The sequence below is a fragment of the Acidimicrobiia bacterium genome (assembly GCA_035948415.1).
GTDB lineage: Bacteria > Actinomycetota > Acidimicrobiia > IMCC26256 > PALSA-555 > PALSA-555.
Genome location: DASZJD010000111.1, coordinates 23,677 through 49,162 on the forward strand (window position 1 = coordinate 23,677; position 25,486 = coordinate 49,162).

A 25,486-nucleotide genomic window follows, 5' to 3' on the forward strand; every position below is an offset into this window, starting at 1 on the left:
CCGCCCCGTGCCGGGCTGGAGCTTCGCCGCGGTGTGGCAGTCGATCGCGGTGGAGGTTCCCGAGCGTGACGCGGTCGTGTGCGGCCCGCGCCGCCGGTCGTGGGGGGCCTTCGACGATCGGGCGTCGAGGCTGGCCACGCACTGGCACCGGGCCGGGCTGCGGCCGGGCGACGCGGTCGCCATCGACCTGCTGAACCGGCCCGAGTACCTCGAGACGTTCTTCGCGGCGCTGAAGCTCGGCTGCATGCCGGTCAACGTGAACTACCGCTACCTCGCCGACGAGGTGCACTACGTCCTCGCCGACTCGCAGGCCCGGGCGTGCGTGCACGAACCCACCCTGGCCGCGGTCGTGCACGACGCCGCCGGGCGTCAGCCGGACGGTGAGCGGCCGCTGCTCCTCGAGGTCGGCGATCCGTACGAGGCCGCGCTCGACGCCGCCTCGCCGCGGGGCGAGTGGGAGGCGCGCCCGCCGGACGGTGACGACGTGATCCTGCTCTACACCGGTGGCACCACCGGCCGGCCGAAGGGGGTGCGGTGGCGCAACGACGACCTCTACGTCGCGCTGTGGGAGATCGGGCGACCGGGCACGGAGCCCCCGGACCCGGCCGCGGCGGCGCGGGCGGGCAAGCGCGCCGGGACCGCGCTGCCGGCCTGCCCGCTCATGCACGGGACCGGGCTCTTCATCGCCATGTCGACGCTGGCCGGTGGGGGGACGGTGGTGCTCGTCGACGAGCCCGGCCTCGACGCGGCGCGGGTCTGGCGCGAGGTGGAGCGCGTCGGCGTCGCCGTCCTCACCTTCGTCGGGGACGTGTTCGCCCGGCCGCTGCTCGCCGCGCTCGACGCCGAGCCGGGCCGGTACGACCTCACGAGCCTCCGGGCGATCACCTCCTCGGGCGTCACGTGGAGCCCGGACACGAAGGCCGGGCTGCTCCGCCACCTGCCCTCCGTCACCCTCATCGACTCGCTCGGCGCCACGGAGGGCCTGATGAGCCGGACCGCCGCCACCGCCGGGTCCGAGCTGGGGCCGCCCCGGTTCGCGGTCGACGACCGGGTCTGCGTGCTCGACGAGGCGACCGGCCGACCGGTGGCACCCGGCCGCGCGGCGATCGGGCTCCTCGCCGTGCGCGGGCGGCTGCCGCTCGGCTACCACCGCGACGCCGAGAAGACGGCCGAGACGTTCCGGGTCGTCGACGGCGTCCGCTACTCGATCCCGGGTGATCACGCGACCGTCGACGCTGACGGGACGGTCCGCCTGCTCGGCCGGGGCTCGGCGTGCATCAACACCGGCGGCGAGAAGGTCTACCCGGAGGAGGTCGAGCTGGTGCTCCGCGCGCACCCGGGGGTGCTCGACGGCGTCGTCGTCGGTGTCCCCGACGAGCGCTACGGCGAGATGGTCGTCGCCCTCGTCGTGGCCCGCGACGGCGACCACCTCGACGAGCCGGAGCTCTCGGCGTGGTGCCGAGCGCGCATCGCTGGGTACAAGCGGCCGAAGCGGTTCTTCGTCGTCGATTCGCTCGAGCGGTCCGCCGCCGGGAAGGCGAACTACCCGCGGCTGCGCCAGCAGGCGACCGAGCTCGCCGGCGGGTCGCGCCGCTAGCGCCCGGCCGGGACCGGGGCGACCCGGTTCCGTCCCCCGCGCTTGGCGTCGTAGAGCGCGGCGTCCGCTGCGGCGACGAGCGCCGGGCCGTCGGCGGCGTCGTCGGGGATCGTCGCCGCGCCGGCGCTCACGGTCACCGGCGTCGGCACCGCGGCCAGGCCCGCGACCCGGCGCAGCCGCTCGGCCACCGCGAGCGCGTCGGCGGCCGCGCAGCCCGGCAACAGGACGAGGAACTCGTCGCCCCCGTACCGTGACGGCAGGTCGAAGGCCTTCGTGCTGGCACGCAGCGCGTCGCCGACGGCGCGGAGCACGGCGTCCCCGGCCGGGTGCCCCAGCTCGTCGTTGATCGCCTTGAAGTGGTCGACGTCGAGCGCCACGACGGTGAGCGGCGCCCCCGTGCGCTGGTAGCGCCCCACCTCGAGGGTGAGCGTCTCCTCGAAGAGGCGCCGGTTGGCGAGCCCGGTCAGCTCGTCGCGGGTGGCCAGGTGCTCGACCTCGTCGAGGAGTCGAGCGTTCCGCAGCGTCAGCGCCGCGTGCGACACGGACTGCAGCAGCGACGACACGGTCAGGCTGGGGATGCGCGCGTGCGCACCATGGGCCCACTCGGCCGCGACGAGACCGAGCGGCTCCTCGTCGCCGGTCAGCGCGGCCACGACGACGTTGCGGGCTCCCGGGAGCTGCTCGGCGAGGAGCCCGCCCTCGAGCACGCGCACGAGGCGCGGCGCCTCGTCGGCGAGGACGGCGCTCCCGACGCGCCCGAGCGGGCCCCCGTGGGTGCCGGCGTCGAGCGCGTCGCCGGCGGTGATCCATCCGCCGTCGCCGTGCACGACCACGAGGATCCGCGCGAAACCGAGGCGCTGGCGCAGGTGCGACACGAGCACGGCGACGACGTCGTTGGGGCGTCGAACCCGCTCGAGCGCGCCGCCGAGGTCGACCAGCGCCGCCAGCTCGGAGCCGGCGTGGCGGAGCGCCCGCTCGTTCACGGCCTGGAACGCGGCCGCGCCCACGGCGAACAGGAGGAAGGCCGCCGCGCTGAGCGCGGCGGTGCGGTCGCTGCCGGTGGTGCGGAGGTGCAGCACCCCCGCCGAGGACGCGGCGCGGCCGAGGAACAGCAGCAGCGCGCACCAGACCGCGAACTTCAGCCCCGTCCGCGGCGAGGCGAGCAGCGTGACCGCGACGACCTCGAGGAAGGCGAGGAAGAGCAGCGGGCTCGTCGTTCCGCCGGTGAGGAGGACGGCGGCGGCGAGGAAGGCGCCGTCCACGAGGACCATCGCCGAGAGGAGCGGCGAACCGAGCCGAGGGACCCGTCGGCGCGCGAGCTCGGCCGCGCCGACCACGGTCAAGTACGCGAGGGGCAGGGCCAGCGGCGCGCCCAACGTCCCGACGAGGGCCGGCAGCGCGGCGACGGCCACCCCAAGTCCCACCCGCACCAGCTGGAGCACCGCCAGCCGGTCGTGGACCGGCAGATGGGCGTCGCCCAGCGCGAGCGCGCTCATTCGAAGTCCCGGAACTCCAGGCGGTTGCCGGTGGGGGCGTGGGCGATCCGGGGGTCGCGCCGGTCGAGGCGGCCCTGCAGGGCAAGGAAGGCCACCACCGCGCCGGCGAGGACGAGGAGCAGGGAGTAGGACCGGGCGGTCTGGAGCGCGCCCGCGACGCCGCGCCGCGGTGGCGCCGGTGCCGGGAACAGGCCCGCGGGCGGGGCCGGCGGGCTCGGTGCGGCCGCGGCCGGCGCCGCCGGCGCCGCGCCGGTGGCCGCCGCCGGGACGTGGGTGGTGACGACGCGGCGCGCCGTCGAGGCCGAGGTGAACGGCGCGCCCGCCGCGGCGCTCACCGACGACACGGGGGCGCTCGCTGGCTGGGTGGCGGGCAGCGTCGCCGGCACGGGGGCCGCCGGGACGGTCACCGGGTTCGCGGGTGGCGTCGGCTCGACGTTCGACGCCGAGGCGCCGCCCTCGTCACCCTCGTCGTCGCCGTCCGTCTCTTGGTCGGGGTGGGCGCCGGGCTGCTGCTCGTTGCCGGGGGCCACGCGCTGGGCGCCGTTGCCGTGGTCGCTCCCGGTCGACGGTCCGGCCCCGTTCGCGGGGCCGCCGTTCCCCACCGCCGGGTGGTCGCCGGACGGCGCGTGATCGCCGCCCGAAGGGGTCGATCCCGGGTTCGCGCCCGACCCCTGGTCGCTGCCGCCGTTGCCGTGGTCGGTGCCGGCGCTCCCGTGGTCGCTGCCGCCGCTGCCGTGGTCGTGGCCGCCCCAGCCGAGGCGATGGTGCTGGGCGAGGCGGACGGAGTGGGCCGCGGTCCGCGTCGAGTTCACGGCCGACACCGGACTCGCGGCCACGAAGGCCACGCCGATCCCGAGCGCCAGCGCGGCCTCGGCCGCGAGCGCGGCGAGGAACCGGCGATCCACGCCGTCCTTGCCGTGATTCCGCCGGTCCCTGCGCTGCTTGCCCACGGAGCTCCTCACCGTCGTCCTACTTGACGATGTATGCCCCGCCTTCGAGGATGACATCGGCAGCGGGGCCTCCGACCTTGAGCGCCCGAGCCAGATTCCTCCTGCACCCGCTCCCCCACTGCAACGTGGTCCTGCTGCACCCGCTCCCCAGTGCGCCGCCGCCGTCCGGCCGCCCTGCCGGTCCGGCCACCGTAACCCGCCGGAACCGCCGAACCGGGGCGTCCGCGACGTTGCGTGGGAGGCTGACGGGGTGACCGCGGCCTCACCCCCGGAGGTGCCCGCCATCGACCCGGCCGAAGCCCGCCGCCGCCTCGACGCCGGGGCGGTGCTGCTCGACGTCCGGGAGCCCGACGAGTGGGACGCCGGTCACGCGCGCGAGGCGACGTGGATCCCGATGGGCCAGCTCGCGGCCCGGCAGGCCGAGCTGCCCACGGACCGCCCGATCGTCGTGGTCTGCCGCGGCGGCGGCCGCTCGGCCCGCGTGGCGGCCGCGCTGCTCGGCGCCGGCTACGACGCCACCAACCTGGCCGGTGGGCTGCAGGCGTGGGCGAGCGCGGGCCTGCCGCTGATCACCGACGATGGCGGCACCGGCACGGTGGCCTGAGGCGCCCGGGTCCGACCGTCAGACCCGCCGGTAGCCTGACCCGGTGGCGTCCGCCGGGTTCGATCGCGCCGAGGCGCTGCGCCGCCTGGCCGACGAGCCGTTCGACGTGCTGGTGGTGGGCGGGGGGATCACCGGCGCCGGCTGCGCCCTCGACGCGGCGTCGCGGGGGTTGCGCACCGCCCTCGTCGAGCGGCACGACTTCGCCGCCGGCACCTCCTCGAAGTCCTCGAAGCTCGTCCACGGCGGGATCCGCTACCTGCAGCAGCGGGAGTTCGCCCTCGTCTACGAGGGGCTCGCCGAGCGCCAGCTGGCGCTGCGCAACGCGCCCCACCTCGTGCGCGTCCTGCCCTTCCTCATCCCGATCTTCGCCCGGGACGGGCTCGTGGACCGCCGGGTCGCCCGCGCCTTCGGCGCCGCCCTGTGGATGTACGACCTCACCGGCGGCGTGCGGATCCGGAAGACCCACGAGCGGGTCGACCGGGACCGGGCCCGCGCCCTCATGCCGACCCTGCGGAGCGACCTCCTCGCGTCCGCCTACCTCTTCTACGACGCCCGGACGGACGACGCCCGGCTCACGCTGTGCCTGGCTCGCACCGCCGCCGCCCACGGCGCCGCCGTCGCCAACCGGGTCGCGGTCACCGGCCTCGCGAAGGGACCCGACGGCGCCGTCCGGGCCGCCACCGTCCGCGCCGACGGGGCCGAGTTCGACGTCAACGCCCGCGTCGTCGTCAACGCCACCGGCGTGTGGGCCGACGACGTGCGGGCTCTCGACGAGGGGTCGCACCCGGCGTCGATCCGGCCCGCGAAGGGCGTGCACCTGACGGTGCCGTGGTCGAAGGTCCGGAACGAGATCGCGGCGATCCTCCCGGTGCCGAAGGACCGGCGGTCCGTGTTCGTCGTGCCGTGGGGGGACTTCACCTACGTCGGCACCACCGACACCGACTACGACGGGCCGATCGACGATCCCCAGTGCACGCCCGCCGACGTCGAGTACCTCCTCGGGGCGTTGAACCGCGCCGTCGACCAGCCGGTCGCCGCCGCCGACGTCACCGGGACGTGGGCGGGGCTCCGCCCCCTGCTCCGGACGGCCAGCGACGCCCGGACCGCCGACCTGTCGCGTCGCCACGGCGTGCGCGTGTCGACGAGCGGGGTCATCACCGTCACCGGCGGCAAGCTCACGACCTATCGGCGCATGGCCGCGGACACGATCGATCAGGCCGCCCGGCTGCTGAGCTCCCGGGTCAAGAGCCGCACCCGCCGGCTGGGGCTGCTCGGGTCGCACGGGTTCAGCCCACCGCCGGCGGCAGCCGAGCCCAGCCTGCACGAGCACCTCGCCGGCCGCTACGGCACCGAGGCCGAGGCGGTGCTCCAGCTCCTGCGTCAGGACCCGGGCCTGCGCGAGCCGCTCGTTCCCGGGCTGCCGTACGTGCGCGCCGAAGCCGTGTACGCGGCGCGCCACGAGATGGCCCGCACGCTCGACGACGTGCTGAGCCGTCGGACCCGCGCCCGGCTGCTGGCCCGCGACGCGTCACGAGCCGCGGCGCCGGACGTCGCCCGCCTCGTCGCGCCCGAGCTCGGCTGGGACGAGGCCCAGGTCACGAGCGAGGTCGAGGCCTACCGCGCCCTCTGCGAGCACGAGCGGGCCGCCGCGCAGCTGCCCGAGACGGCCCTCGACGCGTCGCTCGGCGCGTAGCACCCCGCGACCCTCAGCGCCCGGCCCGGTAGGGTCCGGCCCGTGCCCGAGGTCCGGCGCGGGACGCCGACCCCGCCGATCGCCTTCGGCGGCGGCGCGGGCGTCACGGCGCGCCTGGCCGCCCCGGCGGTCGAGGTCCCCGAGCCGGTCCTGACCCGGCTGCGCGGGGCGTGCGCCGCCGTCGACACGGACGCTGCGGCGCGCGGCGAGGCCAGCCGGGACTGGTGGCCGCTCGCCATGGTCTGGGCCCTCGACGGGCAGGTGCCCGCCCTGGCGGCCGCGGTCGCGCGCCCCTCGACCCGCGACGAGGTCCAGGCCGTGCTCGCCATCTGCGACGAGGCGCGCGTGCCGGTCACGCCGGCCGCCGGCCGCAGCGGCGTCTGCGGCGCCAGCGTGCCGGTGCACGGGGGGCTGGTCCTCGACCTGTGCGGCCTGACCGGCATCGTCAGCGTCGACCGCGTCTCGCTCGTGCTCGACGTGCGCGCCGGGACCTTCGGGGACGTCCTCGAGGACGACCTCCGGACCGGGCACGGCGTGACGCTCGGGCACTGGCCCCAGTCGGTGGCGCTCTCGACCGTCGGCGGCTGGCTCGCCTGCCGGAGCGCCGGGCAGTACTCGACGCGCTACGGGAAGATCGAGGACCTCGTCGAGGGCCTCGACGTGGTGCTCGCCGACGGCACCCTCGTCCACACCGGCGGCGCGCCGCGCGCGGCGGTCGGTCCCGACCTCACCCAGCTCTTCGTCGGCAGCGAGGGGACACTGGGCGTCATCACCGGCGCCCGCCTGCGCGTCCATCCGACCCCGCCGGCCGAGCGGCGCGCCGCGTACGCGTTCTCCTCGTTCGGCGCCGGGCTCGACGCCTGCCGCCGAATCCTCCAGCGGGGCGCGACGCCCGCAGTCGTCCGCCTCTACGACGACGTCGAGGCGGCCCGGAACTTCGGAACTGCCCCGGGTGTGCACCCGCTCCTCGTGCTCGACGAAGCCGACCCCGCCGTCCTCGACGCGGTCACGACGATCGTCCGCGACGAGTGTCGAGACGCCACCGAGCTCGACGCCGGCCCCGTCGCCCACTGGCTCGAGCACCGCAACGACGTCAGTGCCCTCGAGGCGCTGATCGGGCGGGGCTACGTCGTCGACACGATGGAGGTCGCCGGCCGGTGGCGAGAGCTGCCGGGCATCTACGAGGCGGCGACCGCCGCGCTCCGCGCCGTCGACGGGACCCTCGTGGCGTCGGCGCACCAGTCGCACTCCTACCCGGACGGGGCCTGCCTCTACTTCACGTTCGCGGGTCAGCCCGAGGCCGGCGCCCGCGAGACCTACTACCGCACGGCCTGGGACGCGGCGACCCGGGCCGTGCTCGCCGCCGGCGGCGCGCTCAGCCACCACCACGGCGTGGGCCTGAACCGGGCCCGCTTCATGCCCGAGACCCTCGGCGCCGGCCTCGCCGTCCTCGACGCCGTGAAGCGGGCGCTCGACCCGCACGGCATCCTGAACCCGGGCAAGCTCGGCCTGGCGTCGCCGTTCGGCCCGTCGCCGGCGTGGCCGTGACGCCCGACCCGTGACCGGGCCGTCTCGCCTGCTCGTCGTCGACGCCGGCACGTCGTCGGTCCGCGTCGCGGTGGTCGACGCCGCCGCTCGCATCGTCACCGAGCGCCGCCAGCCGTTGGCGCCGACGACGCCGGCTCCGGGCCTCGTGGAGTTCGACGCCGTCGCGCTGGCCGCGGCCGTGCTCGAGCTCGCCGAGGCCGCGCTCGCGGTCGACGGACCGGTAGCGGCGGTCGGCATCGCCAACCAGCGCAGCTCCACGGTGGTGTGGGACCGGGCCACCGGCGAGCCCGTCGGCCCCGCCCTCGGCTGGCAGGACGTGCGCACGGTCGGACGCTGCCTCGAGCTGCAGGCTCACGGCCTGCGTCTCGGGCCCAACGAATCGGCGACCAAGGTCGAGCTGCTGCTGGACCTGGCCGACCCGGAACGAGCCCGTGACCTCTGCTTCGGCACCGTCGACAGCTGGCTGGCCTGGACGCTCTCACGGGGCGCGCTCCACGTCACCGACGCCACGAACGCCGCCCTCACCGGCCTTCGCCGTCGGGACGGCGGCGCGTGGGCCGACCACGTCCTCGAGCGGCTCCGGATCCCGGGCCGCATGCTCCCGACCGTCGTCGACTCGTCGGCCGTGGTCGGCGACGCGGCCGCGCTCACGGGCAGCCCGCCGATCGCGGGCATCCTCGGCGACCAGCAGGCCTCGCTGCTCGGCCAGGCCTGCGTGCGGCCGGGCGACGCCAAGATCACGTTCGGCACCGGCGGGATGCTCGACGTCGTCCTGGGCGACGAGCGTCCCGACTTCGATCGCGGTCGAGGGGGCACGTTCCCGATCGTGACCCGTCGTCGGGCCGGGCGCGACACCTGGGGCCTCGAGGCGATCATGTTCGCCGCCGGCACCAGCGTCGAGTGGCTGCGCGACGGCCTCGGGCTCATCGCCGACGCCGACGCGTCGCACGCGCTGGCCGCGCGCGCGGAGGACACCGGCGACGTGTGGTTCGTCCCGGCCCTCCTCGGGCTCGGCACGCCGGACTGGGACTACGGAGCTCGCGGCACCCTCCTCGGCCTCACCCGCGGCACGACCGCGGCGCAGGTGGTGCGCGCGGTCCTGGAGGGTGTCGCCCACCGCGGCGCGGACCTCGTGGAGGCGGCGGAGCTCGATTCGGGGCGGCGGATCGAGGCGCTCCGCATCGACGGGGGCATGAGCGCCAACCCCACCTTCGTCCAGGCCCTCGCCGACGCCGCCCAGCGGCGCGTCGAGGTCGCTCCAGTCCGCGAGGCGACCGCGCTGGGCGCCGCCTTCGCGGCCGGCCTCGCCGTCGGCGTGTGGCCGGACGACGCCGCCGTCGCGGCGACGTGGGCCCCGGTGGAACGGGTCGAGCCGGCGCGGGTCGCCGACCGGGCCCGCTGGCGGGCCGCGGTCGACCGGGCCCGGGCCTGGATCCCCGAGCTGTCGGAAATCGACGTCTGACGGGCGTCACCACATCCGTGGTGGAGGGTCCGGCTTGACCGCGTCGCGCGCGGCGGCCCCGACCCCCCTTCGGGCGCCGTCGCCGCGCGCCGCCACCTGGACCGGGCCCGGCCGCGCCTGGGACGCTCCCAGCCGTGGCCACGACCCGCCCGCCCGCGATCCGCATCGACGACCTGGCCGAGCCCCGCTTCCCGCCCCCCATCGCAGCCGCGCTCGCCGCCGCGGGACCGGTCGCCGAGGGCCTGTCGCTCGAGCCCCAGGCGCTGTGCGACGAGGCGGCGACGACGACCGGCTGCGCCAACTTCGGCGACGACGCGTTCCGGGAGCGCCTCGAGGTCCTGCATCGCGCCACGCGGGACGAGGGCGGCCTCAGCGCCGCCGGCGTCGTGAGCATCCACGGGCAGCTCGTCGGGCACCTGAAGAACCGGCTCCTCGTCGAGGACCTCGTCGCCTCGCACCCCGAGATCCTCGACGTCGAGATCAGCCGGCCCATCCTGATCGTTGGGCAGCCCCGGACCGGCACCACCCACCTGCACAACCTCATGGCCGCCGACCCCGCCCTGCGGTCGCTCCCCTACTGGGAGAGCCTCGAGCCCGTGCTCGCCCCGCTGGAGCGCGCCGCGGTGGCCGCCGGCGGTCCCGACCCCCGGCGGGAGCGGACCGCCGCGGGGCTCGAGTTCCTGGACCAGGCGCTCCCTTACTTCAAGCGCATGCACGAGATGACCGTGGACCACGTGCATGAGGAGATCCAGCTGCTCGCCCTCGACTGCTCGACGATGCTGTTCGAGACCATGGCCGTCCTGCCGACCTGGCGCGACTACTACCTCGCGCACGACCAGACGCCGTCGTACCGGTACCTCAAGCGCGTGCTGCAGGTGTTGCAGTGGCAACGCGGCGGTGACCGCTGGGTGCTGAAGTCGCCCCAGCACCTGGAGCAGTTCCGCCCCCTGCTCACGGTCTTCCCCGACGCGACGTTCGTCGTCACCCATCGCGATCCCGTCTCGGTCATCGCGTCGAACGCCACCATGCTCGCCTACACCGCTCGCCTCAACACCGCCCACCCCGACCCGCCGCGCATCGGTCGGTACTGGTCCGACCGCATCGAGCAGATGCTCGAGACCGGCATGCGCGAGCGGCGGCTGCTGCCCGCCGACCGATCGATCGACGTCCGCTTCGACGAGTTCATGGCCGACGACCTCGGCATGGTCGAGCGCATCTACGCCGTCGCCGACCAGCCGTTCGGGCCCGAGGCCCGCGCCGAGATGGATCGCTTCCTGCGCGACCACCCGCGCGGACGCCACGGCGGGGTCCGCTACGACCTCGCCGGCGACTTCGGGATCGACCCCGCCGAGCGGCGAGCCGCGATGCGCGACTACGTCGACCGCTTCGGCGTCGCGATCGAGCACTGACGGCGACCGCCGACGGCGCGTCCTCGTGGGTGACGCGCGTCACCTGCACGGCGGCGGCCACGAGGCCCATGATGGAGGGGATGGCCGGCCCCACCAGCGTGCCCGTCGACGCCGCCACCCCGCTGCGCGTGACCAGCCGGTCCGGATCGGTCGTGATCACCGGCGAGGACCGCACCGACGTGCTCGTCGAACGCGGGGCGGACCGGGTGGAGACGGGCGCCGACGGGGTGCACGTGAAGGGCCGGTCGGGCAGCCTCGTCGCGCGCTGCCCCGCGGGAACCGACGTGTTCGTCGGTGCCGCGTCGGGCTCCGTCTCGATCCGCGGCACCCTCGGCGACACGCGCGTCACGACCGGAAGCGGCAGCATCACGATCGACCGCGCCCGCCGCGTCGACGCTCGAACCGGTTCGGGCAGCATCGTCGTCGACGAGTGCGAGGGCGAGTGCCGCTGCCAGTCCGGCAGCGGCCGGCTGCGGGTCGGCCGGGCCGGCTCGGTGGAGCTGGTCGCGGCGTCGGGCAGCGTCGAGGTGGGCGCCGTCGGCCCGGCGCGCGTTCGGGCCGGCAGCGGGAGCGTGACGATCGGACTCGTCGAGCCCGCGACCGTGGACGTCGAGGCGCACTCGGGAACCGTCGCCGTGAGCGTCCCCCACGGGCTGCGGCCGGCCACCGCGCTGCGGGCCGCCAGCGGCTCGGTCCGCTGCGACTGCCAGCCTGGTCACGACGGCGCCATCCGGGTGACAACGGGCAGCGGCCAGATCTCGGTCACGGAACGTTGAGCGGGACCGAGTCCGGCGCCATCACGTTCACCGACATCGTCGGGTTCACGGAGTTCACGGCCGAGCGCGGCGACGCCGAGGCCATCGCCCTCCTCGACCTCCAGGAACGCCTCGTGCGGGCCGCGCTGCCGTCCGACGGCCGGCTGGTGAAGGAGCTCGGCGACGGTCTCCTGCTGTGGCTCCCGGCGGCCCGACCGGCCCTCGCCATGTGCCTCGAGCTGCTCGACCGCTTCGCCGAGGTCGGGCACGAGCCGGCCGCGCTGTGGGTGCGCATGGGCATGCACTGGGGCTGCCCAACCCGGCGAGGCGACGACCTCGTCGGCCACGACGTGAACCTGGCGGCGCGGATCGTCGACGTCGCCGGTCCCGGCGAGCTCCTGGTCTCGGCCACGGTGCTCGCGGCGCTGGACGACGCGACACCGGACGTCCTCCTCGACGAGCTCGGTCCGGTGGTGATGCGGGGCATCCCCGAGCCGGTCCGCCTCTACCGGGCCTCGCGAGCCCTCGTCCGCCGCCCCTGAGCGACGGCCGGCGCCGCGCCGGCCGGCCGCGGCGGCACCCCCGCGAGCCGCCGACCCGCCGGCACCCGCCTGCGCTCGCCTCCACCCGACCACCCGGCGGACGCCAGCCCGATCCGAGTGGCCGGGCCGCCGGCCGGCGCCAAACCCCAGGCCGTGCGCAGGACGCCGCCCGTAGGGTGGCGCGGTGCCGTACACCGTGGGCGAGTTCGCGCTCGGCCTCGAAGGGCTCGGGTTGCTCCGCGCCGGTCCGGCGGCGTCTGACGACGCGCTGATGGCGCGGGTGGGCGAGCTGGAGGCGATCGTCCGGTCCCTCGACGACCCCTGGTTCTCGTCGGCCGCGCTCGGAGCCGAGCTCGGGGTGGTGCCGGGCTACGCGAGGTGGGCGTCGGTCTACGACGAGCCCAACCCGCTCGTCATCGTCGAGGAGCCGGCCGCCCGCCACGCACTGACGGGCTGGCCCCGACCGTCGCGCGTGCTCGACGTCGGCTGTGGCACCGGCCGGCACAGCGCGCACCTGGTCGAGCTCGGCCACACCGTCACCGGAATCGACGTCTCGCCCGAGATGCTGCAGGTGGCGCGCCGGAAGGCACCCGGCGCTCGCTTCGTCGAGGGCCCCATGGCCCCGCTGCCCTTCGACGACGGTGAGTTCGACGGCGCCGTGTGTGCACTCGCACTCTCGCACGTGGCCGACATCGAAGAACCGATCGCCGAGCTCGCCCGAGTCGTGCGCCCAGGTGGGCAGCTGGTGATCTCCGACTTCCATCCGTTCATGGTGCTGCTCGGCGGCCAGGGCGCGTTCCGAGCCGCCGACGGCACCCCGAACTTCGTCGCCAGCCACGCCCACCTGCCGAGCCGGGTGCTCGCCGCGGTCGCGCGGGCGGGGCTGACCGTCGTCGGCTGCGCCGAGCCGACCTGGACGCTCGAGGCGGCGCGACTGTCCTTCCCCGGCATGTCGGACGCGCTCTACGAGGAGGCGATCGCGGGCCTGCCGCTCGCGATCGTGTGGAGCCTGGGTCGGCCGGACGCGGCCGAGCCCGCCCCGTGACGAGCTGCCGGCCAGGACCACCGGCCCCACCCCGTCACGTCGCGGGACCCTCGCCGGCGGCTCCTCGGGCCGGTGGGGGCGCCGCGCGCCCCCACCACGAGGCGGGGCTCGGGCTCGACGCAGCCAGGCACGAAGTCGCCAGCCGCGCGCGGCAGAAGCGCCGGCCGCCGGCGAGGAACGCCCGCTCCGGAGTCGTCAGACCTAACGGAAGCCTGTCATCCCACACCGAGTATGGCGCTGCCTGCCCGCCGCGGCCAGGGGCGGACGTCGGCGCGTCGACGGATCCGGTGGGCAGCTCGACGCCACGCCGGCGTCGCGCGACGGCCGGTCGGGCACGGCTGCCGGTGTGACGATCCGCCGGCGGAGCCTCCACGACCGGGAGATCCTGCGCCTGGCCCTACCGGCCTTCGGGGCCCTCGCCGCCGAGCCGCTCTACGTCCTGGCCGACACCGCGATCGTGGGTCGACTCGGCACCCGACCCCTGGCCGGGCTCGCCGTCGCCGGGACGGTGCTGACGGCCGCGTTCGCGGTGTTCAACTTTCTCGCCTACTCGACCACCGCGGGCGTCGCCCGGTTCGTCGGGGCCGGAGATCGGCGGCGGGCGGCCGAGCTCGGCGTCGACGGGCTCTGGCTCGCGCTCGGCCTCGGGACCGCGCTGGCGCTCGTCGGGCTGGTCGGCGGCTCGGCGATCGTCGCCGCCATGGGCGCCTCGGCCCGCGTCCATCCCTTCGCGCTCACCTACCTGCGGATCTCCCTCCTCGGCGTCCCGATGCTGCTGGTCACCCTGGCCGGGACCGGCTACCTGCGGGGCCTCCAGGACACCCGCACCACGCTGCTCGTCGCCGTCTCGGCCAACGTCCTGAACCTGGCGCTGGAGCTGCTGTTCGTGTTCGGGCTCGGGTGGGGCATCGCCGGCTCCGCGTGGGGCACCGTGATCGCCCAAATCGGCTCGGCGGCGGCTTTCGTGGTGATCGTGGCCCGCACGGCCCGGCCGTCCGGCGCCAGCCCGTGGCCCCGCCGCGGCGGCGTGCGCGCCGTCGCCGTCGTCGGTGGCCCGCTCATCGTTCGAACCGCGTCGCTGCTCGTCGTCTTCCTCGCCGCGACGGCCTTGGCGGCGCGAAAGGGCGACCTCGATGTCGCCGCGCATCAGATCGCCTACCAGGTGCTGTTGTTCCTCGCGCTGTCGCTCGACGCGTTGGCGATCGCAGGGCAGGCGATGGTCGGCCGCCTGCTCGGTGCCTCCGACGCCGCGCAAGCGCGCGCCGCCGCCCGCCGCATGCTGGAGTGGGGCGTCGCCGTCGGCGCCGCCTTCGGCGTCGTCATCGGCGCGACCGCGCCGTGGCTCCCGGCCGTGTTCACTGACTCGGCTGGTGTCCGCGGTCTCGCCGAGCAGCTCCTCGTGGTCGTGGCGCTCATCCAGCCGCTCAACGCGCTGGTGTTCGTGCTCGACGGGGTGCTCATCGGAGCCGGCGACCAGCGGTACCTCGCGGGCGCGATGCTCGCGGCGACATTCCTGGGCTTCGCGCCGGCGGCCGCGCTGGTGGTCGGGCTCCACGCCGGCGTCGTGGCGCTCTGGGCCGCCCTCACCGTCTGGTTCGCGGCGCGCGCCGTCGGCGTCGGGCTGCGCTACGCCAGCAGCCGCTGGCAGGTCACCGGCGCCGTTCGGACCTGAGTCGGCCGCGACCGGCGGCTGCGACGAGCCCGTCGCCGCCGAACCGTGCATTCGGTGCCGCTCGGCCCCATCGGCCAGAATGACACGCTCGGCGGGGCCCGGGCTTCGACGATCGGGACTGGGGACTGATGGCGCAACGGGGGGACGAGCTGCGCGCGGAGGGGTCCGTGCGCGCGTACAGCCTGGAGATCCTGGCCGTCAGCTTCGCCGCCCTGCTCCTGGAGATCAGCTACACCCGGGTCGTCTCGTTCAAGCTCTTCTACTACTACACCTACCTCGTCATCGGCCTCGCGCTGCTCGGCATCGGATCGGGCGGTGTCGTGGTGGCGACGTCCCGTCGCCTCCGACAGGCGTCGACCGACGCCGTGCTCGCCTGGAGCTTCCTCGTCGGTGCCGCGAGCGTCGCGATCGGCTACGCCATCGTCGCCTGGATCTCCGTCGACACGCTGAACATCTGGCTGTACGGGACGGGCGCGGAGCTCTCGGCGGTCGTCGGTCTGCTGGCGATCTGTCTGGCGATCTTCGCCTCGTTCGTCGCCGTGGGCGTGGTCGTGGCCACCCTCTTCGCCCGTCGCACCGACAAGATCGGGCGTCTCTACTTCGCGGACCTGCTCGGGGCCGGGCTCGCGTGCGCGGTCGTCGTGGCCCTCATCGCGTCGATCGGGCCACCGGGCACGATCATGCTGGCCGGGGCCGTGCTCGCCGCCGCCGGCGTGGGCGTCTGCCTTCGTGGCCGCCGACGCGGCCTGGCCGTCGGCGTGGTGCTCGCCGTCGTGCTGGCGGTGCTGGCGGCGCGCCCGTCGCTGCTCCCGGAGCAGCGCACCGACGCGACCAAGGCCCACCTGACGTCGGCGAACACGGCGTACTCGTCCTGGAGCCCGATCTTCCGGGTGGACGTGCAGAACAACATCGGCGTGCGGTTCCTGTACCACGACGGGCTCCTGGGGTCCGGGATCTACCCGTTCAACGGCGACCCTGCCTCGCTGACGCGCTTCGAGACCGATCCTCGGAAGTGGCCCTTCGCGGTCACGGGCCCGGCGCCGAGACGGGTCTTGATCATCGGCGCTGCGGGCGGCAACGAGGTCCTGACTTCGCTGTACTACCGGGCCCATCACGTCGACGCCATCGAGCTGAACCCGGTGACCTGGTCGCTCGTCACGCACACCTACGCCGCCTACGACGGCCACCTGGCTCAGAACCCGCGGGTCAACTTCGTGAAGGGCGACGGCCGCTCCTATCTGGCTCGGAGCAACGCCAAGTACCAGCTGGTCTGGTTCCCGGCTCCCGACAGCTACTCGGCGACGAACGCGGCCACGGCCTCGGCCTTCGTGCTCTCGGAGAGCTACCTGTACACGAGCAACGCCGTGGCCGACAGCCTGCGGCATCTCAGCCCCGGCGGGGTGCTGGCCGTGCAGTTCGGCGAGTTCGACAAGCCGAACCGCACGCTGCGCTACGTGGCGACGGCCCGTCACGCCCTGGCCGAGCTGGGGGTCCGCGACCCGACCCGCCACGTCGCCGTCGCCACCTCACCCGACGTCAACGGCTTCGCGTTCAGCACGATCCTCGTCAAGCGCGACGCGTTCACGGCGGCGGACGTCGCCCGCTTCACGAGCGCCCTGCCGGCCGTCGGCGGCTCCGCCCTGCGCTACGCCCCGGACCGCCGGGTCGACAGCAACCCGGTCAGCCGACTCATCACCACACCCGGAAGCCGGCTCGACGCCTTCTACAACTCCTATCCCTACGACGTCCGGCCGATCACCGACAACCGCCCCTTCTTCTGGCACTTCACACGGTTCACCGACGTGATCCGTGGGTTCGGAAAGCCGATCGACCGGCACGACTTCGAGCAGGCGGTCGGCGAGCGAGTGCTGATCCTGCTGCTCGGCGTGGCGGTGCTCCTCGCGGCCTTGTTCCTGCTCCTCCCGTTCGTCCGCATCCGCAGGACCTGGTCCGCGCTGCCACGCAAGGGTCGGTCGGCGACCTACTTCGCGCTGCTTGGGTTCGGCTTCATCTTCTTCGAGGTCACCCTCATCCAACGGCTCGTCCTGTTCCTTGGTTATCCCACGTACTCGCTGACCGTCACCCTGATGTCCATCCTCGTCTTCACGGGCGTCGGCGCCTTCCTCAGCGAACGGGTCAAGGACCGGTCGCGCCGGGCCATCCCGGTCCTCGTCGGCGCGATCACTGCGCTGACGCTCTTCTACCTCCTGGGGCTGACCCCGCTCACCGACGCGCTCCTCTCGTGGCCGCTGGCGGCCCGGATTCCCGTCGCCCTCGCCGTCCTCGCGCCCCTCGGGCTCTGCCTCGGCATGTTCATGCCGCTGGGGCTCGGTGCCGTGGCAAGCCTCACGGAAGCCTCCCGGGAGTACGTCGCCTGGGGGTGGGCCGTGAACGGGTTCGCGTCGGTCATCGGCTCCGTGCTCTCCACGATCCTCGCCATGTCCTTCGGCTTCAACGCCGTGCTGGTTCTCGCGCTGCTCCTGTACCTGGGCGCGCTCGCCCTGCTCCGCGCGCTGCTGCCGGCGCCCGTGCCACCCGACGCCGAGGCGTCCCCACCGCGGCGCGTCCTGGCCGCGACCGCACGCTGAGGTCAAGGCCCGACGCTCGACCGCGTCGGCCACCGCCCCGGCGGCGCACCCACGCCGGGCGCCGGACGAGAATCCGCCGGGCCGGGGCCGCGGCCCCGGCACCGGACGGGAGGGACGATGGACCGAGGGAGACTCGAGGCCTTCAGCGACGGGGTCTTCGCCGTCGCGATCACGCTCCTCGCCCTGAACCTCGCCGTGCCCGGCCCGGGACACGGACCGCTCGGTCACCAGCTGGTCCACCGGTGGCCCGAGTTCGTCGCCTACGCGATCAGCTTCTTCACCATCGGGATCATCTGGGTGAACCACCACGCCCTCTTCCGGACCATCGACGCCATCGACCGTGTGCTCGTCTTCTTGAATCTCCTCCTGCTGTTCTTCGTCGTGGCGATCCCGTTCGCGACCGCCACCATGGCCGCCTACCTGCGCGGCGGCGGCCCGGACGCCCACCTCGCGACTGCGGTTTTCAACGGCGTGTTCCTGGGGATGTCCCTCGCGTTCGGCGGCCTGTTCTCGCACACGATGCGGCGCCACCTCCTCGCCGTTCGGGTCGAGCCCGCGTTGGAACGGCGGGCCCTGATCCGTTTCACGATCGGGACCGCGGCGTACGCCATCGCCGTCGGGGTCGCGTTCGTCAGCGCCGAGGCCGCCCTCGTCATCAGCGCGCTCGTCGCCGTCTACTACGTGTTCGAGCGCACCCCCAGCAGACCGGTCGACCAGCCGTCCGAGCCGCGGGTCATGACCTGAGCCACGGGCGCGAGCGGCAGCATCGGACCGAGGTGACCGGCCTCCCGGACCCGCGTTGAACAGGATGCGGATCAACGGCTCGTCGAGATCTCGGGCGCGCCAGCGGCGCGACCGATCGGTGGGCGCCAGTTCGTCCGCGCCGCGCGCATCCGAGCCCGCCCGCGCGGGCTCGAGTCGGCGGCGGCGTCAGCTCGGCTTGGCGTACGAGGACATCCCCGCGAAGTCAAGGACGACGCAGGGCTCGTCGCCGACGGTCCACCCGTCGTGCCCAGGCGGGATCGAGACCACGTCACCGGGTCCGAACTCGAGCTCCGTGCCGTCGTCCATCCGAACCTTCTGGTGACCGGAGATCACGTACCCGAGATGCGGCGCCTGGCAGCTGTCGGTGCCCGCGATCGCCTTGACGTGATCGGACCAGCGCCAGCCGGGCTCGAACGTCGCCCGACCCACGACGCCGCCGCCGATGTTGAGGATCTGCACCTGCCCCTTGTCCCGAAACGGTCGGGTCTCGTCGGGAGCGTCGAAGCGCTTGCGCTCAAGCTTGGCCACGTGGGTTCTCCTTACGCTGCTGGGGACGAGCTTCCGCGGTCTGCCGGGGCACCCTAACCGTCCCCCGAGGCGGCGACGCCCAGCGCCGGTCGGACCGCGGCCGCCGCTAGGGCCCGGCGGGCACGTCGGCGCGACGGACCACCTCCGCGGTCGGCGCGTCCGGTGTCTCGGCCGGATAGAACCACCGGAACCAGAGTCGGCCTCGCGGGTGTCCACACGTCGACACCCAGTTGGGGTGCCCGGGGTCGTCGTGCGCGACGACGATCGTCCAGGACCCGTCCGCCTCAGGGACCGCCTGGGCCCCGTTGATCGTGCAGCGCTCGTAGTCGTAGTTGTAGGTGTGCATGAACTGGTTCCAGAGACACAGGTTCCAGAACGCGCACTCCGGTGAGCGTCCCCGGATGACGAGCGCCTCCTCCGGGCCCAGGTCGTAGCTCCCCATGGCGTAGGCAGCGTCGCCGGCGGCCCAGCCGAACGTCACCTTTTGCACTGGGTACGGCTCGTCGATGTGGTTCGGCTCGCCGAGGCCGAGCGGCACGAGGTGGGCCTGGTCGCGCACCCAGGTCGCGGCGGCGCGGAACCGGCGGGCGAGGTCGGCGTCGTCTTCACGCCACTGGCGCGGAGGGTTCTCCGACTCGATGTGCCAGGTGCAGCGCGCGCCGTGAACCGGGTCCTGGAGGTAGTCGCGCGTGATCGCCACCACCGCGTCGGGCTCGAGCTTGAGGAACGGCCCGTCCCAGCCCGCCGGCCGGGCCGGGCCGAGGACCAGCTCGAACGATCCGTCGGGGCCGATCTCGAGGTCGTCCCGGTCGTTGACGGTGCCCACGATCCGCTCCGAGTAACGCCCGTCCCGCGGCCCGCCGTAGACCGTCAGCGACAGGTAGGCGGCGTCGCCCCTGCGGCCCCGCACCCGGTACGTGCGCGTGGGGTCGACGGGCGCGTACTGGTAGAAGGCGTCGGCGTTGTCCCCACCCCACTTCTTGTACGGGCCGACGATGTCGACGAACCGCGGGTTGCCCGGGTCGGCCCACACGTAGCAGTCGAGCGCGACCTGCAGGATCGAGAACATCCACTTGTAGCCCTCGAGCACCTGCTGGTCCTCGGCCACGGCCCGGTCGCCGCTCAGAAAGCTCGCATCGAGCGAGCCGACGACCTCGAGCAGCTCGTGGACGGCGCCCGTCGTCTCGTAGGTCCGATCCATGCCCGAACGCTAGGCGACCGACTCGGCCGGAGCCTCGGCGAGCGGCAACGCCGAGCGGTCAGCGCCCGATCGGGCTGATCGTGTCCCCCACCCGAAGGAGACCGCCCACGAGGATCTCGGCCCGCAGCCCGGCGCGGTGCACGAGCGCGGCGCGAACACCGGGGCGGGTCTCACGTTCGAGGTAGGCGCACGGCTCGGCCAGGTCGACACCCCGCAACCGGGCCGATCCGACGCGAAACTCGCGATCGACGAGGTGGTTCAGCGGCACGCCGAGGGTCACGAGGTTGCGCCGGGTCTCGTCCTCCCCGAGCTCGAGCTCGCGCTCCGACCGGGCGGCGACGATCGCCTCGCGCTCGATGAGCGTGACCGCCCGCTTCGGGTCGGCCAGGCGCCGGCCCGAGTACGTGCCCGACGCGCCGAGATATCGGTCCCCGACCAGGCCGGACCCCGCCACCGCCTCCACCTCGCCCCGGGCCTCCATCGCCGCCCCCGCCGTCGGCGCGACGTAGATCCCCACCAGCTGCCCCTCGAACACGGGCGCATCCTGACCGGTCAGCGGTCCTCGATGCGACCGGGTTCCCCGGCCGCCGGCTGGCACCACTCCAACCAGCCCCACCCGGCGTCGCCGGTGAGCAACGCCAGCACGAGGCGGGCGCCGACGGGCACGACCGCCACCGCCGCGACCGTGAAGTCGAACGATCCGACCCGCGCCGCGACCGGCAGCCCGGCGGCGTCGAGCTCGAGGCCGAGCGCGTCGCCACTGACGCGGTGGCCGCTTTCGCCGTCGCCCTGCCAGGAGAGGCGACGCCACGCGTGGTCCCAGGCATCGTCGGCCAGCGACTCGTGGACGAAGGTCCCGGTCCCGTCGAAGTCGGCGCGCTCGTCGCCGACCAGCAGCTCCCCGTGGACCGTGCCGAAGGGTGCGGCGCCCGCCTCCCACTCGACGTCGAGGCCGACGGGACGTCGCTCGCCGCGCTCGCCGCGCTCCGACTCGAGGGGATCGTCGAGGTGCACGCCGAAGGCCTCGAGCGTCACGGCCCAGTGCTCGTCCGGCGACCCCGACCTCAGCTCGGCCCAGAGGGCGTCCGCCCGCACCACGGCCGACCCGACCGTCGCCGGGGGCGCGACGTCGTGATCTCGGACCACCACCAGGCCCCACGCCGGCGAGACCACGTAGGTCCAGAACCACGCCCGGTCCGGCCAGCGCGTCAGCCGCACGAACCCGCCCGTGCCGTCACGCCGCGCGAAGGCCAGCGACCACGCCTCGCCCCGGGCCCGTTCGGTCACCGTCGAGCAGCGTACGCGTAGGCTTCGCGGATGCCCGATCCCGACCCGCTCCGTCGAGCCGGGCGGGTCCGCTCGATCGACGTCGACGGCGTCCCGGTGCACACCGTCGAGTGGCGCCCTGCGAATCCGCGCCCCGGGCGGCGGGTCTTGTTGCTGCACGGGCTGGGGGCGAACACCCTGACGTGGGAGCCCCTCGCGGTGCCGCTCGCCGAGCGGCTCGGGGCCATCGTCACCGCCGTCGACCTGATCGGCTTCGGCCGGACCCGTTCCTCGGGTCGCAGCGCGGCCCTCAGCACCCAGCGCCGCGTCGTGCACACGGCACTCGACGAACTCGGTTCGGCGCTGATCATCGGCAACTCGATGGGCGCCTGCATCGGCGTCGGCGTGACCGCGACGCGCCCCGAGTCCGTCGCCGGGCTCGTGCTCGTCGACCCGGCCGTCCCGCACCCGCGGCCCGGGGTGGCGGACTGGATCCGGCTGGCGTGGCTGGCGCCGCTGGCGGTCCCGGCCCTCGGCGCCGGGGTGGTCGCGCTGCGAGCCCGGACGCTCGGACCCGAGCGGCTCGTCGACACCGCCGTGCAGGCGAGCGCAGGCCGCGCCGACGCGGTGGACCCCGACCTTCGTCGCCGCATGGTCGAGCTGACCGCCGAGCGGCTGCGATGGCCCGACGCCGCCACGGCCTACGCGGACGCGGCGCGCTCGCTCGTCGCGTACCTCGCGCGCGGCCTCCACCGCGACCTCGCGGCGGCAAGCGCCGAGCGGCCGACCCTGATCCTCCACGGCGCCGACGACCGGCTGGTCCCCCTCGAAGCGGCCCGCCACGCCGCGGACGTCCACGACCTGGACCTCCACGTGCTCGACGGGATGGGCCACGCCCCGCAGCTCGAAGACCCGGGCCGCGTCGTCGGGGTCATCGAGACCTGGATCGAGGGGCGGCCGCTCCCCGGTTGGACCGCCCGCCCGGCCGACGCGGGGCGCTGAGACCGGCTGCACCCGAGCGCGGGCGGCCGAGCAGCGGCGCCGATTCACGACCGGGGGCGTAGCATTCCGGGCATGTGGGACGCCCTGAAGCGATGGTGGCGGTACCTCGGGGCGAAGGTCGGCGTGCGCCTCGAGGAGCGCGCCGACCCGAAGGTCCAGCTCGAGCAGGCGATCCGTGACGCGCGCCAGCAGCACCAACGGCTGCTCGAGCAGGCGACGAACGTGATCGCCAACCAGAAGCAGACGCAGCTGCGCCTCGACCGGGCGATGGAGGACTACGAGCGGGCCAACGCCTCCGCCCGTCAAGCGCTGCTGCTCGGGGACCAGGAGGCGCGGGCGGGCAACGCGGACAAGGCCACGACCTTCAACCAGGCCGCCGAGGGCTTCGCGAGCCGGATCGTGAGCCTCGAGGCCCAGGTGGGCCAGCTCCGGGAACAGTTGCTCGACGCGACGCGTGCCTCGGAGCAGGCGAAGTCGGCGGTCACCCAGAACTCGGCCGCGGTGCAGAAGAAGCTCGCCGAGCGGGAGCAGCTCTTGAGCCAGCTCGACCAGGCCCGCATGCACGAGCAGATGAACACGGCGATGAACCAGCTGTCGGAAGCGGTCGGTGAGGACGTCCCGACCTTCGAGGAGGTCCGCATCAAGATTGAGCGTCGCCTCGCCCGCGCGCAGGCGGCCTCCGAGCTCAGCGGGACCAGCGTCGACGCCAAGATGCTCGAGGTCGAGCAGGCGCAGCTGAGCGCCGAGGCCCAAGCCCGGCTCGGCTCGCTACGGGCTGAGCTTGGGCTGCGCGCCCCCCCGATGCTGAACGCGCCCGAGGAATCCGGCTAACCGGGATCGGACCCGCCGGCGACGCGCGCCGCGACTTGGCGCTGGGCCACCAGCCCGATCCAGCACAGCTTCGCGATCGACGGGTCGGCGAAGGCGACCGGGATGGAGATCCCGAAGATGAGGATGGGCACGGCGGCGCGGACCCGGGCGTGCCGCCGCGTCGACGGGGGGACTCGCGGGTCGACGAGCCCGACGCGGAGGGCGTACTCCCACGTCGCCGCCGAGAGCCCGGCCGTCACCACGAACGCGGCGGCGTAGAAGACGACCCCCGTGGTTGTGTTCCCGTACTGCCCGATGATCTCGGTGGGGAAGGGGAGGAAGACGATGGCGGCGAGGAACACGAGGTTCAGCACGATGAACGTCGTGTCCACTCGCCGGAGCAGGACCGACAGGCGGTGGTGGACGAGCCAGAACCGGGCGATCACGTAGAAGGAGATCACGAACCCGATCAGCAGGCCCCCGTCGTGGCCGAGCCCGTCCAGCAGCCGACGGTCGACGTGCGGACCGGAGACGTGGGGGACCCGCAGGTTGAGGACGAGCAGGGTGATGGCGATGGCGAACACGCCGTCGCTGAAAGCGATGACCCGGTCGAGCCCCCGGCCTCGCTCGTCCAGCTCTGGTGCCGCGATCGCACCATGCTGACGCGGCGCGCGGTGGGGGGCGCGGACCCGCTCACCCCAGCAGGTCGGCGACCTCCCGGCGCTCCTCGAGCAGCTCGTCGGTGGTGATCCGGATCCGCTCGGCCGCGAACGCGTCGTGCTGGAGGCCCTCGACGACAGACCACGACGACCCGTCGCTGCGAACGGGGAACCCGAACTGCAGCCCCTCGGGGATGCCGTACTCGCCGCGGCTCGGCACCGCGAGCGAATGCCAGTCGTCGGCCGGGGTCCGCCGCCAGATGCTGTTGACCGACTCGATCGCGGCGTGGGCGGCCGACGCCGCCGATGAGGCCCCGCGCGCCGCGATGACGGCCGCGCCTCGCTGCTGCACGGTCTCGAGGAAGGGCCCCCGCAGCCAGTCGTGGTCCGTGATGACGTCCGGCACCGGCCGGCCCTCGATCCGGGCGTGGAAGAAGTCGGGGAACTGCGTGGTGGAGTGGTTGCCCCAGACGGCGAGATTCGTGACCGTTCGCGTCGGCACGTCGGCTCGTTTCGCGAGCTGGCTCTTGGCCCGGTTCTCGTCGAGGCGCATCATGGCGAACCAGCGCTCGGCCGGGACGTCCGGAGCGTTGCTGCGGGCGATCAGGCAGTTGGTGTTGGCGGGGTTGCCGACGACCAGGATTCGAACGTCGCTGGCGGCGTGGTCGTTGATCGCACGGCCCTGCGGCTGGAAGATGCCGCCGTTCACGGTGAGGAGGTCACGGCGCTCCATCCCGGCCTTGCGGGGCACCGACCCCACGAGCAGACACCACGACGCGCCCTCGAAAGCGCGGGTCACGTCGGCGGTCGGCTCGATCCCGGCCAGGAGCGGGTGCGCGCCGTCCTCCAGCTCCATCACGACGCCCTCGAGCGCGGCCATGGCGGGCTCGATCTCGAGGAGGCGCAGGACGACGGGCTGCTCATCGCCGAGCAGGGCGCCGGCGGCGATCCGGTGCACGAGCGCGTAGCCGATCTGGCCGGCGGCGCCGGTGACCGTGACGTGGAGCGCGCGGGTCGCCATCGGCGGAGGAACCTACCTGCTACGCCCCGCGTCCCGCCGACGGTGCGGCCGAGTCCGCGTGGGCCAGGAGCAGCTCGCGCGCCTCGCTGAGCTCGGCCAGGCGCTCCGCCGCCCCGACGCGCGCCGCGCCGTGGTCCGGGTGCGCGAGCCGGACGAGGCGCCGGAAGCGCGCCTGCACGTCGGGACGCTCGACGGTCATGTCCGCTCCGAGCCCCAGCACCTCCATCGCCCATCGACGCTCGGCCGGGACCCCCCGCCACCTGTCGTCCTTGCGGTCGCCGTTGGCGTGCGGGGCGAAGGGCTGCAGCCCCGGCACCCCCTCGTACAGGCGGCGCACGACCAGCCCCGACGGCAGCACCGGATGGGCGACGGCCGCCTCGATGGCCCGAAGGGCGGTTCGCCGGGCTGAGCTCGGCAGGGACGCGGCCGCCATCACCGCGCCGAGCAGCTGCGGGACCCCAGAGCCGTGACGGTCGAGCTCGAGCACGACGGCGGGCGCGCTGCCGAGCCGCGCCTCGCTCACGATTCGGTGGCGGGACCGGTCGAGGCCGTGGGTGTCGGTCTGCAGCCGGTAGCGGAGCGCGATTCGGGGCACCGCCATTCCGTCGGCAGCGTCGTGGACCAGCCGCGGGAGCAGGTCGCGCTGCTCCTCGTCGAGATCGTCGAGGTGCTCGGCGACCACGGCGCCGAGCAGGACCGCGCCCCAGCCGGGGCCGCTGAGGGGCAGGTAGGCGTCACCGAGGGCGACCCGGCGGGTCGGCATGTGCCGCCGCGAGTGACGGACGTTCAACTCGGCGAGCAGCACGTGACCCTCCCGACCACCGTGTTCGCTGCTTCCCAGCGTGCCGGATGATCCCGGCGCGGCCAAACCGG

General features: G+C 74.5%; 23 protein-coding genes. 14 read left to right on the forward strand and 9 right to left on the reverse strand.

Annotated elements, in window-relative coordinates:
- Positions 1-7 precede the first annotated feature (7 nt).
- Positions 8-1,597, forward strand: coding sequence for an AMP-binding protein (locus VG869_15060; protein HEV3452504.1), 1,590 nt, complete (start codon positions 8-10; stop codon positions 1,595-1,597).
- On the opposite strand, the gene VG869_15065 is transcribed toward VG869_15060, so the two are convergent.
- Positions 1,594-3,093 carry a GGDEF domain-containing protein gene (locus tag VG869_15065; GenBank protein HEV3452505.1) on the reverse strand — a complete coding sequence of 500 codons (1,500 nt, stop codon included), beginning with the start codon at positions 3,091-3,093 and terminating at the stop codon, positions 1,594-1,596. The genes VG869_15060 and VG869_15065 overlap by 4 nt on opposite strands.
- Positions 3,090-4,055: a hypothetical protein gene (locus VG869_15070; protein ID HEV3452506.1), complete on the reverse strand. Its 966-nt coding sequence runs from the start codon at positions 4,053-4,055 to the stop codon at positions 3,090-3,092. The genes VG869_15065 and VG869_15070 overlap by 4 nt, the downstream gene beginning before the upstream one ends.
- Before the next feature lie 238 nt (positions 4,056-4,293).
- Between VG869_15070 and VG869_15075 the strand changes: the two genes are divergently transcribed.
- The 11 genes from VG869_15075 (at position 4,294) to VG869_15125 (ending at position 18,105) form a co-directional block, all read left to right on the forward strand.
- On the forward strand, positions 4,294-4,647 hold the full coding sequence (locus VG869_15075) for a rhodanese-like domain-containing protein (protein ID HEV3452507.1): 354 nt from the start codon (positions 4,294-4,296) through the stop codon (positions 4,645-4,647).
- 43 nt (positions 4,648-4,690) lie between these two features.
- Entirely contained in the window at positions 4,691-6,340 is a 1,650-nt protein-coding gene (locus VG869_15080; GenBank protein ID HEV3452508.1) for a glycerol-3-phosphate dehydrogenase/oxidase, read from the forward strand.
- A 42-nt stretch (positions 6,341-6,382) separates the two neighbouring features.
- The gene (locus VG869_15085; protein ID HEV3452509.1) at positions 6,383-7,888 is read left to right on the forward strand and encodes an FAD-binding oxidoreductase; all 1,506 of its coding nucleotides are present in this window, start codon (positions 6,383-6,385) and stop codon (positions 7,886-7,888) included.
- A 10-nt stretch (positions 7,889-7,898) separates the two neighbouring features.
- Positions 7,899-9,350 carry an FGGY-family carbohydrate kinase gene (locus tag VG869_15090; protein HEV3452510.1) on the forward strand — a complete coding sequence of 484 codons (1,452 nt, stop codon included), beginning with the start codon at positions 7,899-7,901 and terminating at the stop codon, positions 9,348-9,350.
- Between the two features lie 134 nt (positions 9,351-9,484).
- Positions 9,485-10,759, forward strand: a complete 1,275-nt coding sequence (locus VG869_15095) for a sulfotransferase (GenBank protein HEV3452511.1) — start codon at positions 9,485-9,487, stop codon at positions 10,757-10,759.
- 80 nt (positions 10,760-10,839) lie between these two features.
- On the forward strand, positions 10,840-11,535 hold the full coding sequence (locus tag VG869_15100) for a DUF4097 family beta strand repeat-containing protein (protein HEV3452512.1): 696 nt from the start codon (positions 10,840-10,842) through the stop codon (positions 11,533-11,535).
- A complete protein-coding gene (locus VG869_15105; protein ID HEV3452513.1) occupies positions 11,532-12,056 on the forward strand; it encodes an adenylate/guanylate cyclase domain-containing protein in 525 nt (174 codons plus the stop codon). The genes VG869_15100 and VG869_15105 overlap by 4 nt, the downstream gene beginning before the upstream one ends.
- A gap of 184 nt (positions 12,057-12,240) precedes the next feature.
- Positions 12,241-13,101, forward strand: a complete 861-nt coding sequence (locus VG869_15110) for a class I SAM-dependent methyltransferase (GenBank protein HEV3452514.1) — start codon at positions 12,241-12,243, stop codon at positions 13,099-13,101.
- 346 nt (positions 13,102-13,447) lie between these two features.
- Positions 13,448-14,773 (forward strand): MATE family efflux transporter, encoded by a 1,326-nt coding sequence (locus tag VG869_15115; protein ID HEV3452515.1) that lies wholly within the window; start codon positions 13,448-13,450, stop codon positions 14,771-14,773.
- 128 nt (positions 14,774-14,901) lie between these two features.
- Complete coding sequence (locus tag VG869_15120; protein HEV3452516.1) at positions 14,902-17,361, forward strand: hypothetical protein; 2,460 nt, start codon at positions 14,902-14,904, stop codon at positions 17,359-17,361.
- A gap of 117 nt (positions 17,362-17,478) precedes the next feature.
- Positions 17,479-18,105: a TMEM175 family protein gene (locus tag VG869_15125; GenBank protein ID HEV3452517.1), complete on the forward strand. Its 627-nt coding sequence runs from the start codon at positions 17,479-17,481 to the stop codon at positions 18,103-18,105.
- A 186-nt stretch (positions 18,106-18,291) separates the two neighbouring features.
- On the opposite strand, the gene VG869_15130 is transcribed toward VG869_15125, so the two are convergent.
- The 4 genes from VG869_15130 to VG869_15145 all read right to left on the reverse strand — a co-directional run bounded on the left by VG869_15130 (position 18,292) and on the right by VG869_15145 (position 21,142).
- Complete coding sequence (locus VG869_15130; protein HEV3452518.1) at positions 18,292-18,654, reverse strand: cupin domain-containing protein; 363 nt, start codon at positions 18,652-18,654, stop codon at positions 18,292-18,294.
- 106 nt (positions 18,655-18,760) lie between these two features.
- Positions 18,761-19,855 (reverse strand): DUF1214 domain-containing protein, encoded by a 1,095-nt coding sequence (locus VG869_15135; GenBank protein HEV3452519.1) that lies wholly within the window; start codon positions 19,853-19,855, stop codon positions 18,761-18,763.
- 58 nt (positions 19,856-19,913) lie between these two features.
- The gene (locus VG869_15140) at positions 19,914-20,390 is read right to left on the reverse strand and encodes an MOSC domain-containing protein (protein HEV3452520.1); all 477 of its coding nucleotides are present in this window, start codon (positions 20,388-20,390) and stop codon (positions 19,914-19,916) included.
- A gap of 17 nt (positions 20,391-20,407) precedes the next feature.
- Complete coding sequence (locus VG869_15145) at positions 20,408-21,142, reverse strand: hypothetical protein (GenBank protein HEV3452521.1); 735 nt, start codon at positions 21,140-21,142, stop codon at positions 20,408-20,410.
- A gap of 30 nt (positions 21,143-21,172) precedes the next feature.
- Between VG869_15145 and VG869_15150 the strand changes: the two genes are divergently transcribed.
- The gene (locus tag VG869_15150; GenBank protein ID HEV3452522.1) at positions 21,173-22,123 is read left to right on the forward strand and encodes an alpha/beta hydrolase; all 951 of its coding nucleotides are present in this window, start codon (positions 21,173-21,175) and stop codon (positions 22,121-22,123) included.
- A gap of 72 nt (positions 22,124-22,195) precedes the next feature.
- Positions 22,196-22,954, forward strand: coding sequence for a PspA/IM30 family protein (locus tag VG869_15155; protein HEV3452523.1), 759 nt, complete (start codon positions 22,196-22,198; stop codon positions 22,952-22,954).
- On the opposite strand, the gene VG869_15160 is transcribed toward VG869_15155, so the two are convergent.
- From VG869_15160 to VG869_15170, 3 genes are read right to left on the reverse strand one after another with little or no spacing between them, the layout of a single operon-like run.
- Entirely contained in the window at positions 22,951-23,733 is a 783-nt protein-coding gene (locus VG869_15160; GenBank protein ID HEV3452524.1) for a TMEM175 family protein, read from the reverse strand. The genes VG869_15155 and VG869_15160 overlap by 4 nt on opposite strands.
- Positions 23,627-24,613: a malate dehydrogenase gene (locus VG869_15165; GenBank protein HEV3452525.1), complete on the reverse strand. Its 987-nt coding sequence runs from the start codon at positions 24,611-24,613 to the stop codon at positions 23,627-23,629. The genes VG869_15160 and VG869_15165 overlap by 107 nt, the downstream gene beginning before the upstream one ends.
- A 19-nt stretch (positions 24,614-24,632) precedes the next feature.
- Positions 24,633-25,418 (reverse strand): J domain-containing protein, encoded by a 786-nt coding sequence (locus VG869_15170; GenBank protein ID HEV3452526.1) that lies wholly within the window; start codon positions 25,416-25,418, stop codon positions 24,633-24,635.
- Positions 25,419-25,486 lie beyond the last annotated feature (68 nt).

What these genes read in the sequence shown, in the direction of transcription:
- VG869_15155 (HEV3452523.1), top strand. Translation starts at nt 22,196, where the DNA reads ATGTGGGACGCCCTGAAGCGATGGTGGCGGTACCTCGGGGCGAAGGTC.
- VG869_15100 (HEV3452512.1), top strand. Translation starts at nt 10,840, where the DNA reads ATGGCCGGCCCCACCAGCGTGCCCGTCGACGCCGCCACCCCGCTGCGC.
- VG869_15165 (HEV3452525.1), bottom strand. Translation starts at nt 24,613, where the DNA reads ATGGCGACCCGCGCGCTCCACGTCACGGTCACCGGCGCCGCCGGCCAG.
- VG869_15135 (HEV3452519.1), bottom strand. Translation starts at nt 19,855, where the DNA reads ATGGATCGGACCTACGAGACGACGGGCGCCGTCCACGAGCTGCTCGAG.
- VG869_15125 (HEV3452517.1), top strand. Translation starts at nt 17,479, where the DNA reads ATGGACCGAGGGAGACTCGAGGCCTTCAGCGACGGGGTCTTCGCCGTC.
- VG869_15120 (HEV3452516.1), top strand. Translation starts at nt 14,902, where the DNA reads ATGGCGCAACGGGGGGACGAGCTGCGCGCGGAGGGGTCCGTGCGCGCG.
- VG869_15150 (HEV3452522.1), top strand. Translation starts at nt 21,173, where the DNA reads ATGCCCGATCCCGACCCGCTCCGTCGAGCCGGGCGGGTCCGCTCGATC.
- VG869_15065 (HEV3452505.1), bottom strand. Translation starts at nt 3,093, where the DNA reads ATGAGCGCGCTCGCGCTGGGCGACGCCCATCTGCCGGTCCACGACCGG.